At 59.0% G+C, this 14,357-nt stretch carries 14 protein-coding genes; 8 read left to right on the top strand and 6 right to left on the bottom strand.

Annotation, left to right across the window (positions count from 1 at the left end):
* Positions 1–59: 59 nt before the first annotated feature.
* The 4 genes from AC1ENN_RS11215 to AC1ENN_RS11230 all read right to left on the bottom strand — a co-directional run bounded on the left by AC1ENN_RS11215 (position 60) and on the right by AC1ENN_RS11230 (position 2,903).
* Positions 60–803: a phosphoglyceromutase gene (locus AC1ENN_RS11215; RefSeq protein WP_449647333.1), complete on the bottom strand. Its 744-nt coding sequence runs from the start codon at positions 801–803 to the stop codon at positions 60–62.
* 35 nt (positions 804–838) lie between these two features.
* Complete coding sequence (gene ygfZ, locus AC1ENN_RS11220) at positions 839–1,906, bottom strand: CAF17-like 4Fe-4S cluster assembly/insertion protein YgfZ (protein ID WP_480391216.1); 1,068 nt, start codon at positions 1,904–1,906, stop codon at positions 839–841.
* Positions 1,896–2,492 carry a heme-binding beta-barrel domain-containing protein gene (locus AC1ENN_RS11225; protein ID WP_480391217.1) on the bottom strand — a complete coding sequence of 199 codons (597 nt, stop codon included), beginning with the start codon at positions 2,490–2,492 and terminating at the stop codon, positions 1,896–1,898. The genes ygfZ and AC1ENN_RS11225 overlap by 11 nt, the downstream gene beginning before the upstream one ends.
* Before the next feature lie 156 nt (positions 2,493–2,648).
* Positions 2,649–2,903, bottom strand: coding sequence for a hypothetical protein (locus AC1ENN_RS11230; RefSeq protein WP_449647336.1), 255 nt, complete (start codon positions 2,901–2,903; stop codon positions 2,649–2,651).
* A 94-nt stretch (positions 2,904–2,997) separates the two neighbouring features.
* Here AC1ENN_RS11230 and AC1ENN_RS11235 point away from each other — a divergent pair, with 94 nt between their 5' ends.
* The 8 genes from AC1ENN_RS11235 (at position 2,998) to pstB (ending at position 12,365) form a co-directional block, all read left to right on the top strand.
* Complete coding sequence (locus AC1ENN_RS11235; protein ID WP_449647337.1) at positions 2,998–3,759, top strand: winged helix-turn-helix domain-containing protein; 762 nt, start codon at positions 2,998–3,000, stop codon at positions 3,757–3,759.
* A gap of 79 nt (positions 3,760–3,838) precedes the next feature.
* Positions 3,839–6,019, top strand: a complete 2,181-nt coding sequence (locus tag AC1ENN_RS11240; RefSeq protein WP_480391219.1) for an RNA degradosome polyphosphate kinase — start codon at positions 3,839–3,841, stop codon at positions 6,017–6,019.
* Positions 6,016–6,954, top strand: coding sequence for an NUDIX hydrolase (locus AC1ENN_RS11245; RefSeq protein ID WP_449647339.1), 939 nt, complete (start codon positions 6,016–6,018; stop codon positions 6,952–6,954). The genes AC1ENN_RS11240 and AC1ENN_RS11245 overlap by 4 nt, the downstream gene beginning before the upstream one ends.
* A gap of 111 nt (positions 6,955–7,065) precedes the next feature.
* The gene (locus AC1ENN_RS11250; protein WP_449647340.1) at positions 7,066–8,145 is read left to right on the top strand and encodes a phosphate ABC transporter substrate-binding protein PstS; all 1,080 of its coding nucleotides are present in this window, start codon (positions 7,066–7,068) and stop codon (positions 8,143–8,145) included.
* A 144-nt stretch (positions 8,146–8,289) separates the two neighbouring features.
* On the top strand, positions 8,290–9,384 hold the full coding sequence (locus tag AC1ENN_RS11255; RefSeq protein ID WP_480406083.1) for a phosphate ABC transporter substrate-binding protein PstS: 1,095 nt from the start codon (positions 8,290–8,292) through the stop codon (positions 9,382–9,384).
* 155 nt (positions 9,385–9,539) lie between these two features.
* Positions 9,540–10,484, top strand: a complete 945-nt coding sequence (gene pstC, locus AC1ENN_RS11260) for a phosphate ABC transporter permease subunit PstC (protein ID WP_449647342.1) — start codon at positions 9,540–9,542, stop codon at positions 10,482–10,484.
* Positions 10,484–11,566 carry a phosphate ABC transporter permease PstA gene (gene pstA, locus AC1ENN_RS11265; RefSeq protein ID WP_449647343.1) on the top strand — a complete coding sequence of 361 codons (1,083 nt, stop codon included), beginning with the start codon at positions 10,484–10,486 and terminating at the stop codon, positions 11,564–11,566. Before pstC ends, pstA begins: the two co-directional genes overlap by 1 nt.
* Before the next feature lie 19 nt (positions 11,567–11,585).
* Positions 11,586–12,365: a phosphate ABC transporter ATP-binding protein PstB gene (gene pstB, locus AC1ENN_RS11270; protein ID WP_449647344.1), complete on the top strand. Its 780-nt coding sequence runs from the start codon at positions 11,586–11,588 to the stop codon at positions 12,363–12,365.
* A gap of 90 nt (positions 12,366–12,455) precedes the next feature.
* Here the strand turns inward: pstB and AC1ENN_RS11275 are convergent, their stop codons facing one another.
* Both AC1ENN_RS11275 and AC1ENN_RS11280 read right to left on the bottom strand, forming a co-directional pair.
* A complete protein-coding gene (locus AC1ENN_RS11275; protein ID WP_480391221.1) occupies positions 12,456–13,328 on the bottom strand; it encodes an anti-sigma factor in 873 nt (290 codons plus the stop codon).
* On the bottom strand, positions 13,325–13,933 hold the full coding sequence (locus AC1ENN_RS11280; protein ID WP_449647346.1) for a sigma-70 family RNA polymerase sigma factor: 609 nt from the start codon (positions 13,931–13,933) through the stop codon (positions 13,325–13,327). Before AC1ENN_RS11280 ends, AC1ENN_RS11275 begins: the two co-directional genes overlap by 4 nt.
* Positions 13,934–14,357: the final 424 nt, after the last annotated feature.

The raw sequence follows: 14,357 nt of genomic DNA on the forward strand, positions 1-14,357 counted from the left end.
ACGAGATTCGATCTCGTCGGGGCTTCTTGCGTAGGAGCTAGTGGCAGTGAATTACTTGGCTACTTCTTGCCCTGCGACGCAACAGCTGCCGCTCCGGCAGCCGCCGCCTCCGGGTCGAGATAGTAGGCGGGTTTGATTGGCATGAAGTTGTCGTCGAGTTCGTAAACCAACGGAATTCCGGTGGGAATGTTGAGGCTAGCGATGTCGTCATCCGAGATGCCGTCGAGGTGCTTCACTAGCGCGCGCAGCGAGTTGCCGTGGGCGGTAACGAGCACTGTCTTGCCTGCTGCGAGATCCTTGGTGATGTCGGATTCCCAGTAGGGCAGCATGCGGTCGATAACGATCTTGAGGCTTTCGGTGCGAGGAACCTCACCATCGATGCCCTCGTAGCGACGCTCGTGCACTTGGCTGTATTCAGCGTCGTCTGCGAGCTCGGGTGGCGGTACGTCAAAGCTGCGGCGCCAGGTCATGAACTTTTCTTCGCCAAACTCTTCAAGGGTCTGGGCTTTGTCTTTGCCCTGAAGCGCGCCGTAGTGGCGCTCGTTGAGTCGCCATGAGCGCTTAACGGGAAGCCAGTCGAGGTCTGCAACCTCAAGGGCAATGTTTGCGGTGTGGATCGCTCGCTTCAACAGCGATGTGTAGAGCACGTCTGGCTGCTTGTCGAACGCGGCAATCATTTCGCCGGCGCGGTTAGCTTCGCCTCGACCTTGATCGGTGAGCCCGACATCCACCCATCCGGTGAAAAGGTTCTTCTGGTTCCATTCGGAGTTGCCGTGGCGCAACAAAATCAGGGTGTGAGTCATGCGTCAAGCGTACCGAGAATCGAGGGATGCCGCTGCTAGCGCTTGACCGCTCCGAGGCGGGGAAGGCGCGGAACGTTGGCTTCGGCTCCAGCGTCAGAAGGCACGATTACTTCTTGCGCTGCCGAAATTTCGCCGACGTCGGAGGCTACAGCGAGCGTTTCTGCGGCATCCACTCCCCGTTTGATCGTGGCGAGTGCAATGGGGCCGAGCTCAAAGTGGCGGGCAGCTGCGGTGACGGTGCCTACAGTCTTCTCGCCAAGCATGACATCGGCGCCAGCTTCGGGCAACGCACCCTCTGAACCGTCAAGGTGCAGCATGACAAGGCGGCGAGGAGGATGACCAAGATTGTGCACCTTGGCGACGGTCTCTTGGCCCCGATAGCACCCCTTATTGAGGTGCACTGCAGAGCGCATCCAATCAAGTTCGTGCGGAATGCTGCGCTCGTCGACGTCTGTGCTGAATCGTGGTCGCCAGGCAGCGATGCGCAGGGCTTCCAATGCGAGAGAACCGGCGGCAGCGAACTGGCCCAAATCGGTGCCGGCGGCAACGAGGGATTCGCGGTAATTCCACTGGGCTGCAGGATGATTCTCGGCCCGAGAGTATTGGTGACCTCCACGAGAAACGCTCGCCCACGGGTCGTTCCACACCAAGCTGATGCCATTCGACTCCGCAACGGGAATGGCGAGGTCGCCGAAACTTCCGATGGTCATAAAGTCAGCGCTGCGGTCGGCGATCTCGACACGAAGCATGAAACGCATACGGTCGAGCCACTTGGCGAGTGCTTCACCTTCAGACCCGTCGACGAGTAACCACAGAGTTTCCGAATCATCGACGACCCGCATAGCGTGTTCGATGCGGCCGTTGGGGTTCAGTAGCAGTGTTTCGGCACTCTCCCCAGCGGCAAGGCCGGTGAGAGATTGAGTAGTGAGGGAATCGAGCCAAGTCAGCCGGTCTGGACCGGTGATCGTGATAACGGCGCGATCGGCTAACTCGACAACAGACTCACCAGCGGCGAGCGCACGCTGCTCGCCAAACGGATTGCCGTAGTGCTCAGGTGGTTCTCCCACAGCACCGGGCCGGGAAGTGAAAGTACTATTCGACACGAGTGAGCCGTCCTGATGCGTGGTTGCGAAGGTCTTGACCGTGGGCTGCGATATCCCACGCCCATAGTAGGTGAGCATCCACGAGCCCATAGAGGCGCGTCGCTGCCGTGTATTCCTTGGCGCTCTCGGTTCGCATGACCGCATCTGTCGCCAAATCGATGCGCGGACCAGCGACTTCGCCAATATAAATCTCGCTAATGCCGCTGGGATGCACGATCGACACTTCGATCTCGAAGCCGCCTGTCGGGGTGCGCAAGGTTTCGACTTGCTCAGCTGTTGTGAACGGCTGCGCGCCGACTGCGGGGAGAAGACCCGGGCCCGGATCACCGTCTGTCGCACCGCGACGCAATCGCCAGTAACCGGTTTCGGTTACGAAGGGAGTGTGATTCTCATCGAGCAGCCACGTGTACGAGTTGTAGTTGAGATGGGGAAGGCCATCCTGCGTAAAGCTGATGCGCTGGCCAAACTCGACGCTGCGCGTCTCATCCCCAATAGCGTAATCGACGACACCAGTGCCCTCCCACAGGCCAATAAGCCAGGAAAGTGGGGCAAGTTCGGCTGTGCCGGAGGTGTCTAGCTCGATCACAATTCGGCGCGGTTAGCGCTGGCCGCGAAACAGGTTGTAGACCACGACGACCGACACGTAGCCGATCGACAGCGTCGCGAGACCGAGAAGGCCGACGAAGAAGAGCTCAAGTGCGAGAAGCATGTACTAATCCTATCTCTGTGCAGCGCATCCGCACTAAATGAGGGCGAAAATCGCTGTAGCGGCGGCGACTATTGCCAGCGCGCCGACCATGCTGGCCGTTGCCCGGGCAACGAAACGTTCTTTGCGCTGAATGGCGATCTGAATCACAAACGTCAGCACAACGGCACCGGCCAGAGTGATTGCCAACCAAGTGATCCGCATGTGTGGCGCCGCAACAGCGCCGATGATGATCGCACCGGTAAGGCTCAATACCCACACCGGAACTACGCTCCACTTTAGCCAACTCATACCTCTATCGTATCTAGCTCGCGCTGATCGCCACGCGTTCAGCGGCAGGTAGATCGGTGGGTAGAATACTTTTTACGCAGTGGGGAGGCCATATATGGCACACATCTTGATGCTTAGCTCTGCGCCCGATGCTGAACCATTACCCGCCCTGGGTTTGCTCAGCCATACGGTCGAAGTAGTAGTCGCTGCGCCCGCAACTCTCGTCGCTGCTCCGACAACTGATGTGATTATCGTCGACGCGACCACCAATCTTGCCGCCGCCAAAGGCCTCTGCAACGTGTTGTACTCCGGCGGAATCGCCTGCCCGTTGTTCGTTGTCGTAACTGATGGTGGCATTGCCGCCGTCAACAGCCAGTGGCACATCGATGACCTTTTCGTTGTCGGCGCTGGACCAGCTGAAGTGGATGCGCGCATCCGTCTGGCAATGGCCCGCCGAGAAGGAGAGAGTTCGGCATCAAAGATCCGAGCATCCGGAATCGTCATTGACGAGGCCAGTTACTCGGCCAAAGCCAAAGACCGCTCCCTCGACCTCACTTTCAAAGAGTTCGAGCTTCTGCGTTTTCTCGCCTCGCACCCCTCGCACGTCTTCACTCGTGAACAGCTCTTGAGCGAAGTCTGGGGCTACGACTACTTCGGAGGAACCCGAACAGTTGACGTGCACGTGCGTCGCTTGCGCGCCAAGCTCGGCGACCTCGAATCGCTCATCGGCACCGTGCGGAACGTCGGCTATTGCTTCAACATTGCTGAAGAAACCGAGAAGCCAACCAACACGGTCGCTGCAGCGGTAGCAACAGTGGCGAGCGACGCTTCAGACGCAACGGTGGAAACCAGCGAACAGCACTCGATCGCCGTCTAGGGCCTCCGCGCACCGGCAGACTGAGGAACACGGGCGGCGAGTTAATCAGTTGTTCACGACTGCGTGGCAGGATGATCCAATGGAAAACGACAGTGCGATAGCCGACCCAAGCTCTGCTACCGATTCGCTCGACGAATACGATGACGACGAATCGTCGAGCGTCGACGACGGCACACTGATCCCCGAGCGCTACCTAGATCGCGAACTGAGCTGGCTCGCGTTCAACCAGCGCGTGCTCGAACTGGCAGAAGACGAAACCCTGCCCCTGCTCGAGCGCGCTAATTTCTTAGCCATCTTCGCGAGCAATCTTGACGAGTTCTTCATGGTTCGGGTTGCTGGCCTCAAACGCCGCATCGTGACGGGGCTTGCCGTTCCCACAAATACGGGTCGCGCTCCCGTCGAGGTGCTCGACGAACTCAGCCTCGCCGCGCACGCACTGCAAGAACGTCACGCCGCCGAATTTCTCACTAGCGTGAAGCCTGCACTCGATGCCGAGGGCATTCATATCGAAACGTGGGCCGATCTGGACCCAGAAGATCGCGAGCGCGTTCACGAGATCTTCTCCAACCAGATTTTCCCCGTGCTTATGCCGCTGGCTGTCGACCCCGCGCATCCCTTCCCCTACATTTCCGGGCTCTCTCTGAACCTGTCTATCCGGGTACGGAATCCCAAGACGCAAAAAGAAGAATTCGCACGCCTGAAAGTTCCAAGCGTTCTGCCGCGCTTTATTCAATTGCCGGATGACGGCAGCGATCAGCTGCGTTACATCCCTCTTGAAGATTTGATCTCCAACCACTTGGGCGCGCTATTCCCTGGCATGGAGATTTTGGCGCACCACGAATTTCGGGTGACGCGCAACGAAGACGTGAACGTTGACGAAGACGAGTCAGAGAACCTCATCAAGTCGCTCGAGAAGCAGATTTTGAATCGTCGCTTTGGCCCGCCCATTCGCCTGGAAATTACCGACGACATGGATGACGTCACGCTTGGTCTGCTCGTGCGCGAGCTCAAGATCACCGAGCAAGAGGTGTATCGACTGCCAGCGCCCTTGAACCTGAGCGGCCTCTTCCAGCTGACCCGTATCGACCGCCCTGCGTTGAAGTATCCACGCCATGTGCCCATTACGAGCCCAAGCCTGATGCCGACGGAGGGCAACGAGAGCGCAGACATTTTCCGTGCGATCGCTCGCAAGGACATCCTGCTTCACCACCCCTATGAGTCGTTCTCCACGAGTGTTCAAGCATTCTTGGAGCAAGCGGCAGCCGATCCTGATGTTCTGGCCATCAAGCAGACGCTGTATCGCACGAGCGGTGATAGCCCGATCGTTGAAGCACTGATTGATGCCGCCGAAGCAGGCAAAGCTGTTCTCGCTCTTGTCGAGATCAAAGCACGCTTCGATGAGACCGCCAACATCTCGTGGGCACGCAAGCTTGAAAAAGCGGGAGTGCACGTTGTTTATGGGCTCGTGGGCCTCAAGACGCACTGCAAGCTCGCGCTTGTCGTGCGCCAAGAAGAAGGCAAACTGCGCCACTACGCCCACATCGGAACCGGAAACTACAACCCCAAAACCAGCCGCCTCTATGAAGACCTCGGGCTACTGACTGCCGATGATCAAGTCGGCAAAGACCTCACGAGACTCTTCAACGAGCTATCCGGCTACGCGATCGAGAAGAAGTTCAAGCGTTTACTCGTAGCCCCCCGTCACTTGCGCAAGGGACTGATCAAGCAAATTGAGGCCGAAGCGTCGAACGCACGAGCTGGACTGCCGTCTGGCATCCGAATCAAGCTGAATTCGATGGTGGATGAAGCGATCATCGACGCTCTCTACCGGGCAAGTAATGCCGGGGTTCCGATCGATATCGTCGTGCGCGGCATTTGCTCGCTTCGCGCCGGCGTTCCCGGGCTCAGCGAGAACATTCGAGTGCGTTCAGTATTGGGGCGCTACCTTGAGCACTCGCGCGTTTTCTTGTTCCATAACGCCGGTGATCCACAGGTCTACATTGGCAGTTCAGACATGATGCACCGCAACCTCGACCGCCGCGTCGAAGCGCTGGTGCGCATCGTTGAGCCAGAACACATCGTAGAACTCGAAGACATCTTTGACCTCGCTGTCGACGAAACAACGGCATCATGGTGGCTCGATTCTGAAGGAAATTGGGTGCGTCACGGCCGGTCGGAGAACGGTGAACCCCTCAACGACCTACAGAATGTTCTTATGAAGCGAATCACGCAGCGCAAACGAGGCGGAGCTCGCCGGTGACCGCGGCGACAACACCAGTCCTCGCCGCAGGCATTGTGTGCTGGCGAGTAGTCGACGGTAAGCCCCGTGTGCTGCTCGTGCACCGCACGGTGCACAAAGATGTTTCGCTACCCAAGGGCAAGCTTGATCCCGGTGAGACGCTGCCTGAGACTGCGGTTCGCGAAATTTTTGAAGAGACCGGCCTTCGCGTAGATCTGGGTGCACCCCTCGGTCACGTTCACTACAAGCTCGGCAACGGACGCGACAAGTACGTGCACTATTGGTCGGCCGAAGTGAACGACCACGACCTTGAACGCGCCAAGTTCACCGCGAACGACGAGATCTCGTCACTCGAATGGCTATCGCTTTCGAAGGCCCGCAAGAAGGTCAGCTACACCCACGATGTGGATGTGCTCGATCGCTTTGCCGCCCGCTATGAAGCGGGCAGTGCGCGCACGTTCGCGATGATTGCGGTTCGCCACGGTAAAGCCGTGCCCGGAGAGACCTGGGACGGGCCGGATGCCACCCGCCCGCTCATGCACCGCGGAATCGATCAGGCCGCCATCATCGCTGGTGGAATCGCGGCCTTCGCCCCGGAACGCATCCTGAGCAGCACAGCGGCCCGGTGTCTCGCGACGATTACTCCGCTTGCCGAACGCACCGAACTTGCGATCAAGTCCACAGACGACCTCAGCCAGGATTCCTACGCTGGCAACGGACAGGCCGTCACGGCTCTCGTCGACAAGCGGCTCAAGAAGCAGCAGACTACGGTGCTGTGCAGCCACGGCCCCGTGCTGCCGCAAATTGTCAGTGCACTAGCCAATGCCTCAAATACGAAACCGGATGCGGGACTGCGCGCCGCCGCCATGCTGAGCACTGGCGACTTCTCAGTGCTGCACTTTGCTCGAGATAGCAAAAAGCTGCGGCTCGTAGCCGTAGAAACCCACCAATCCTGACGCTCACACCCTAATTTCGAGGCGAGAACACCAAGTCAGGTGAACTGACGGTAAATTCGATCCCAATTCGCGAGAGAATGGCGTGCACGCCAGTTTCTTGAAGGGACCCCTGTGAAGTTCAGCCGCCTCGGTACCGCCAGCATCATCGCGATGGCCAGTGCACTCACGCTTACCGCGTGCGTTCCCGCTGCATCTATCGACCCATCGGAGCTGTCTGGCACCATCATCGGGGCTGGAGCTTCCTCACAGCAGTCGGCGCAAGAGGCGTGGGTTCGCGGATTCCAGCTCGCCAATGTGCACGCCACGATCGAATATGACCCCATTGGCTCGGGTGGCGGGCGAGACACCTTCGTTGGTGGTGGCGCCGTATTTGCTGCCTCCGATCGCGCATTCACGATCGATGAAATTGAAGAAGAAGAGTTCGTTTCGTGTGTTCCCGGCACGGGCATCCTCGAAATTCCTGCCTATATCTCGCCAATTGCCATCATCTTCAACCTCGATGGTGTCGAATCTCTCGACCTTGACGCGGCCACGATCGCCGCTATCTTCACGCAAGAAATTGATCGCTGGGATGACCCGGCAATCGCCAACCAAAACCCGAACGCTGAGCTACCGAACCAGCGGATCACGGCGGTTCACCGCGCCGACGACTCTGGCACGACAGCGAACTTCACAAGCTATCTGGCCGAAGCAGCACCAGACACTTGGGAGGTTGGATCGATCGAAAAGTGGCCACTTGAGTTCGGTGGAGAAGCCGCACCGCAGACATCCGGTGTCGTGGATGCCGTCACCAATGGAACCGGAACGATCGGCTACGCCGACGCCTCACGCGCCGGAGACCTCGGAACCGTTGCCGTCAAGGTTGGCGACGAGTACGTGCCCTATTCCCCCGAAGCCGCAGCAGCCATCGTTGACGTCTCGCCATTCGGCGAAGGCCGTGGTGCCACCGACTTCGCGGTAGAAATTGATCGAGCATCCACTGCTGCCGGCGTCTATCCTGTCGTGCTCATCAGCTACCTGATCGCCTGCAACGAATACATCAACGATGAAGACGTTGATGTCATTCGGGGCTACCTCGAATACGTCATAAGCCCAGAAGGTCAGCAAGCAGCAGCAGCCGGTGCAGGTTCGGCACCGATCTCGCAACGACTCTTCGATAAGGCCAACGCTGCGGTGGCAGCAATCAGCTAGCAACCCAGCGTTTCGGTTTCGTGTTGAAGCCGCGTTTACCTGCTGTTTACCTAACAAGGTAATGGTGGTCACTTGCGCTGCTTAGGTTTTCTATTTGGGTCGCACCGACCTGAAACCTGTAATCAACATCCCGAAGGGAAAACTGTGAACTTCAAGCGTCTTGGCACCATCGGTGCCATTGCTATCGCAGGAACCATCCTCCTCTCCTCATGTGCAGCTGCAACAGACAGCGGCACCGATGAAGGAACCGCATCAAACCTCACCGGCACCCTCGTTGGCGCCGGCGCATCGTCGCAGCAGTCAGCCCAAGAGGCCTGGGTTGCTGGCTTCCAGACGGCAAACCAGAACGTCACTGTTGAGTACGACCCCATCGGTTCCGGCGGTGGACGCGACACGTTCATCGGTGGCGGAAGCCAGTTCGCTGGATCCGACCGTGCATTCAAGGACGAGGAAATCTCCGAAGACAACTTCGCATCCTGCGTACCCGGCACCGGCATCCTTGAGATCCCTGCCTACATCTCGCCCATTGCGATCATCTTCAACCTCGACGGTGTTGACTCGCTCAACCTCGACGCTGACACGATCGCCGGCATCTTCAACGGCTCGATCACCAACTGGAACGATGCAGCAATCGTTTCGCAGAATGACGGCGTAGAGCTGCCCGACCTCGGCATCACCGCCGTGCACCGTGCAGACGACTCGGGAACGACCGCGAACTTCACCGACTACCTGTCGGCTGCTGCTCCCTCGGTCTGGACCGTCGGTTCGATCGAGACCTGGCCAACCGAGTTCGGTGGCGAGGGTGCACCTCAGACCTCAGGGCTCGTTGACGCAGTAACCAACGGAACCGGAACCATCGGCTACGCCGACGCATCGCGCGCCGGAGACCTGGGAACCGTTGCCGTCAAGGTTGGCGACGAGTACGTTCCGTACTCGCCAGAAGCGGCAGCAGCAATCGTTGACGCCTCGCCGTTCGCAGAAGGTCGTGGAGACACTGACCTCGCTGTAAACCTCGACCGCGCATCCGACGCCTCTGGTGTCTACCCGGTAGTCCTCATTAGCTACCTGATCGCGTGCAACGAATACACCTCGAGCGACAGCGTCGACCTGGTCAAGGGCTACCTGTCCTACATCATCAGCGACGAGGGACAGAGCACCGCAGCAGACGCTGCTGGCTCGGCCCCAATCTCCGCCAGCTTGTTTGAAAAAGCACAGGCTGCGGTAGACGCAATCAAGTAACACTCTGAGTCTGCTTCGACCCCGTTGCTACTGGCAGCGGGGTCGGGCAGACTTTCCTCTGGGCGGTGTAGTTATGCCGCCCAGAAACCAGCATGATCCAGCACCAACCAGTCACAACGCAGCACACCAAGCCAGGGATAAGGGATACTCGACACATGACCTCGACCGCGGCCTCTCGTATCCGCGCGAAGCAGCGCCCAGGAGATCGCCTCTTCTCGGGCACCTCACTCACCGCTGGCGCGCTCATCCTCGCGATCCTCGCAGCCGTCGCTGCCTTCCTCGTAATTCAGGGAATCCCGGGTATTGTCGCTGACCCCGAAGAAACCACCCTGCTTGAGGGCACCAACTTCTGGGCCTACGTTGGCCCCTTAGTCTTCGGAACCCTGTGGTCTGCTGCCCTTGCGCTGATCATGGCTGTTCCCATCGCAATCGGCATCGCGCTGTTCATCTCGCACTATGCGCCCCGCCCGCTCGCGGCAACCCTCGGCTACATCATCGACTTGCTTGCCGCAGTACCCTCAGTGGTTTTCGGCCTGTGGGGTGCCAACGTTCTTGCCGTCGGAGTTCAGCCGTTTTACGCGTGGCTCGCCGAAAACTTCAGCTGGATCCCCCTCTTCGCTGGGCCCGCCTCAGGAACGGGACGCACCCTCCTCACCGCATCAATCGTGCTCGCCGTCATGGTGTTGCCGATCATCACCGCAATCTGCCGCGAAGTCTTCCTGCAAACTCCAGTGCTGCATGAAGAAGCGGCGCTCGCCCTCGGTGCCACGCGCTGGGAAATGATCAAAGTAGCGGTACTCCCCTTCGGCCGCGCCGGCATCGTCTCTGGTGCCATGCTCGGTCTCGGCCGCGCACTCGGCGAAACAATGGCTGTCGCCATGGTGCTCTCGGCATCGAACGTGATCACGTTCGATGTGATCAGCTCCATCAACCCCTCAACGATTGCCGCCAACATCGCGCTGAGCTTTCCTGAGGCCTACGGTCTCAACGTCAACGTGCTCATCGCAACCGGCCTCATCCTCTTCGCTATCACCCTGATCGTCAACACAATCGCGCGCTACATCGTCAACCGCCGCAAGGAATTCTCGGGAGCGAACTGATGACCACAACAACGCCAGCGCGCCCCATTGAGAACGCCTATTCTGCAGGCCAGCTACCCCGCTGGGCACCCATAGTGATGCTCATCAGCAGCCTCGCCACCTTCGTCATCATCTTCATGTTTGTGCAAGCCGGACAACCTGCGAGCGAATTCAACATCGTTGGTGCCCTGCTCTTCGGTGTGCTGCTCTACGCGATTGTGCTCACCACCGTCTCACGACTCGTAGAAGGCCACCGTCGCGCGACCGACCGGCTCGTAACCACCCTCGTGACGCTCGCCTTCGTCATCGCACTGTTGCCGCTGATTTCGCTGATCTTCACCGTTGTCGTGAACGGTTCGGCGCGGTTCGACATCGACTTCTTCACGCTCTCGCTGCGTAACGTTGTTGGTGAAGGTGGCGGTGCACTCCACGCCATCATCGGCACCCTACAGATGACCCTCGCCGCAACAATCATCTCCGTGCCGATCGGCCTGATGGCCTCCATCTACCTCGTCGAGTACGGTCGTGGCCGCCTCGCGCAAGCCATTACATTCTTCGTGGATGTCATGACTGGCATCCCCTCGATCGTTGCCGGCCTCTTCGCCTACTCGCTCATCGTGTTGTTCTTCGGCCCTGGAGTTCGCGTCGGAATAGCCGGAGCCGTTGCCCTCTCTGTGCTGATGATCCCAGTCGTCGTGCGCTCGAGCGAAGAAATGCTGCGACTTGTTCCCAACGAACTGCGCGAAGCCGCTTTTGCACTCGGTGTGCCCAAGTGGCTGACGGTCATGAAAGTTGTGCTGCCGACATCCATTGCGGGAATTACGACCGGTGTGATGCTCTCCATCGCCCGCGTGATCGGCGAAACCGCACCGCTTCTGATTGCTGCGGGCTTCACCAACAACTTCAACTACTCACTATTCAGCGACCGCATGCAGAGCCTGCCCGTATTCGTCTACAGTTCCTACATTTCGCAGGGTACAGACGCCCAGGCCTACATCGATCGGGCGTGGGCCGGAGCGCTCACCCTCATCCTGATCGTGATGGCACTCAACCTCCTGGCACGCATCATCGCCAAGATCTTCGCCCCCAAGACCGGTCGATAACCGAAGGAAACCCTAATTCGTGTCTAAGCGCATCGAAGTCAATGATCTCGACGTCTACTACAGCAAGTTTCGCGCTGTGGAAGGGGTCTCGCTCACGATCGAGCCCCGCACCGTGACCGCCCTGATCGGCCCATCCGGTTGCGGCAAGTCCACCTTTCTGCGCACCCTAAACCGAATGCACGAGGTTATTCCTGGCGCCTACGTTGACGGTGAAGTGCTGATCGATGGCAACAACCTCTATGCCCCTGGCGTCGACCCGGTAAGCGTGCGCCGTCAAGTTGGCATGGTATTCCAGCGCCCCAACCCCTTCCCCACGATGTCGATTCGCGACAACGTGCTTGCCGGTGTCAAGCTCAACAACACCCGCATCAGCAAGAGCGACGCTGATGACCTCGCCGAACAATCACTGATCGGCGCGAACCTGTGGCAGGAAGTCAAAGAGCGACTAGACAAGCCCGGTTCGTCACTCTCGGGTGGACAGCAGCAGCGACTTTGCATCGCTCGCGCTATCGCAGTGAAGCCCGATGTTGTTCTGATGGATGAGCCGTGCTCGGCCCTCGACCCCATCTCCACCCTGGCCATTGAGGACCTCATTGAAGAACTCAAACAGGATTACACGATCGTGATCGTGACGCACAACATGCAGCAGGCATCACGCGTCTCCGACCGCACAGCTTTCTTCAACATTGCGGGAACCGGCCACCCGGGCAAGCTCATCGAATACGACGACACCACCACAATCTTCTCGAACCCCAGCATCCAGTCGACTGAAGATTACGTTTCGGGCAAGTTCGGCTAACGAGCCGCCTGACCGCAAGTTCGCTTCGCAGAAAAGCCCCCGCGCCTGATGGCCGGGGGCTTTTCGCGTTGACGCAAAAGGTGGTGGTTGCTACGCGCTCTCGAAGACGACGATGGGCTGGGTAGTCGGGGCATCCGATCCGCCCTTGGGCTCGATCGTCACACCGACGACATCGCCGGGAGCCATCTCGCCGTCAAGAACACGCCACGTTGTCCCGCTTTCGGCAGCATCCATGAGGCCAGCCGGACGGGCACCAACACTGTCGATGTACCAGAGTTCGTACACCTGGTCAGCAGGGAGCGTCTCTAGGCCATCTACGATGACTGCCGACAACGCGAGCTCTTTCGACCACACAAAAGTGGCAGTAGCCCCACCGGTGACCGTAGAAACCAGACGTTGCGAATCACTCGCCGCATTGATAGCGGCAAGCTGGTCAGCCTGTTGGGCCGCAAAGCTCGTTTCTTGGAGGGTTCCGCGATTGATGGAGTCCGCAACAACACCCCCGGCAACGATAAGCGCGACGGCGGCAGCAACGGCCGCTAGAGCCGTTGCTGGCCGTGTGAACCACCGTGCCTGAGCTTTCGTCTCAGCGCGAGTTGCCGAAGGCATCGCGCCCATCACGTCAGCGTCAGTAGTGGCTGGCGCCGCGACGGTGGCAACGGATGCTAGCGGCGTGACCGGCGCAGAAGTATCCGCTGCGGCATCCACCGTGTCGATCTCACGAGGCAGCTGCGACGTCTGGGCAATCATTGCCATGAGACTCGACTTGAGGGCAGGAGGCGGCGTAACAGGGTCGATAGCCATGCCGAGAGCCACTGCGGTGTCCGAGAGTTCTGTAGTTTCGGTGCGGGTTTCGTCGGAAGCAGCGAGGTGCTTCTCGAAGGCTTCGCGCTCTTCTGGGCTCAGCGCGTTGAGGGCGTAGGCGCCAGACTGGGCCGCGAGATCGTCGTTGCGGTCGTTCATGATGCCACCCCCATTTCGTCGCGCAAGCGGATCATTCCATCACGTAGTCGGGTTTTGACTGTGCCGACAGGAACCCTAAGCATGGTCGCCACCTCACTGTGGCTATAGCCGCCGTAATACGCAAGGGAAACAGCTTGGCGCTGGAGTTCAGTCAGTCGGGACATGGCCTTCTCTACCCTTTCGTGTTCGAGTCGGACTTCTATGGTTTCTGAGACGTGATCGTAGTCCGGGTTGTGATCACGGATGCCGATGCGAACGTCACGGTCGCGGGACGACTGCGATGCACGCACACGGTCAACAGTTCGGCGGTGAGCCATCGTGAGAATCCAGCTCACCGCTGCGCCCTTATTCGAATCGAATCGGGTTGCGGTTTGCCAAATCTCCAAGAAAATTTCTTGCGTCACTTCTTCAGACTGCGAGTGGTCGCGCAGGAGCCTCTTGACGAGTCCAAAGACTCGGGGGGCCAGCTGGTCGTAGAGCTCACTAAATGCGGCTTGGTCACCAGTGGCAACACGCTCGAGCAAGTCTTGCGGGGTCGAGACAGAAGCTCCCGGGTCTTCAGGAAACGCGCTGACATCAGCTTCACGAGACATAACTACCAGCATGACAGGTTCCTCTGCTCCTTCATCGCAGTTTGATAGGTTCAGCGCGAAATTTCAGGCAGTGGATGCGCAATCAACGATGGTTTTCGTTGATTGCTTTCACTGGTGAGTGATTCGGCGCCGTCTGCCAAGTGGATTGGTCGGTGCAGAAACTGGATGAGCGCTGGCCGCAATTTGGCAACCGGAGGGCCCAGTCGCGGCGAAGAACTGTCTCGGGGCGCGAAAAAGCCGGGCCACAGAAAACGCCTCACGACGCGAGGCCGCTCTAAGCGGCTAATATTGGAGCCCGGGGTTACTGTGGCCCGGCAGATAAAGTTTAGCAAAGTGCTTCCTGTGTGCGCTCTCAGCCCGCGACAGATTGTGGCGACAATAACGCTATCCGCCAAGCCGTGCAATGCGTTCTCGCCGCCGCCCGGAACGAGGTCTT

The sequence above is a fragment of the Rhodoglobus sp. G.S.23 genome (genome assembly GCF_056675935.1).

What these genes read in the sequence shown, in the direction of transcription:
- pstC (WP_449647342.1), top strand. Translation starts at nt 9,540, where the DNA reads ATGACCTCGACCGCGGCCTCTCGTATCCGCGCGAAGCAGCGCCCAGGA.
- pstA (WP_449647343.1), top strand. Translation starts at nt 10,484, where the DNA reads ATGACCACAACAACGCCAGCGCGCCCCATTGAGAACGCCTATTCTGCA.
- AC1ENN_RS11275 (WP_480391221.1), bottom strand. Translation starts at nt 13,328, where the DNA reads ATGAACGACCGCAACGACGATCTCGCGGCCCAGTCTGGCGCCTACGCC.
- AC1ENN_RS11215 (WP_449647333.1), bottom strand. Translation starts at nt 803, where the DNA reads ATGACTCACACCCTGATTTTGTTGCGCCACGGCAACTCCGAATGGAAC.
- AC1ENN_RS11235 (WP_449647337.1), top strand. Translation starts at nt 2,998, where the DNA reads ATGGCACACATCTTGATGCTTAGCTCTGCGCCCGATGCTGAACCATTA.
- AC1ENN_RS11240 (WP_480391219.1), top strand. Translation starts at nt 3,839, where the DNA reads ATGGAAAACGACAGTGCGATAGCCGACCCAAGCTCTGCTACCGATTCG.
- AC1ENN_RS11280 (WP_449647346.1), bottom strand. Translation starts at nt 13,933, where the DNA reads ATGCTGGTAGTTATGTCTCGTGAAGCTGATGTCAGCGCGTTTCCTGAA.
- AC1ENN_RS11230 (WP_449647336.1), bottom strand. Translation starts at nt 2,903, where the DNA reads ATGAGTTGGCTAAAGTGGAGCGTAGTTCCGGTGTGGGTATTGAGCCTT.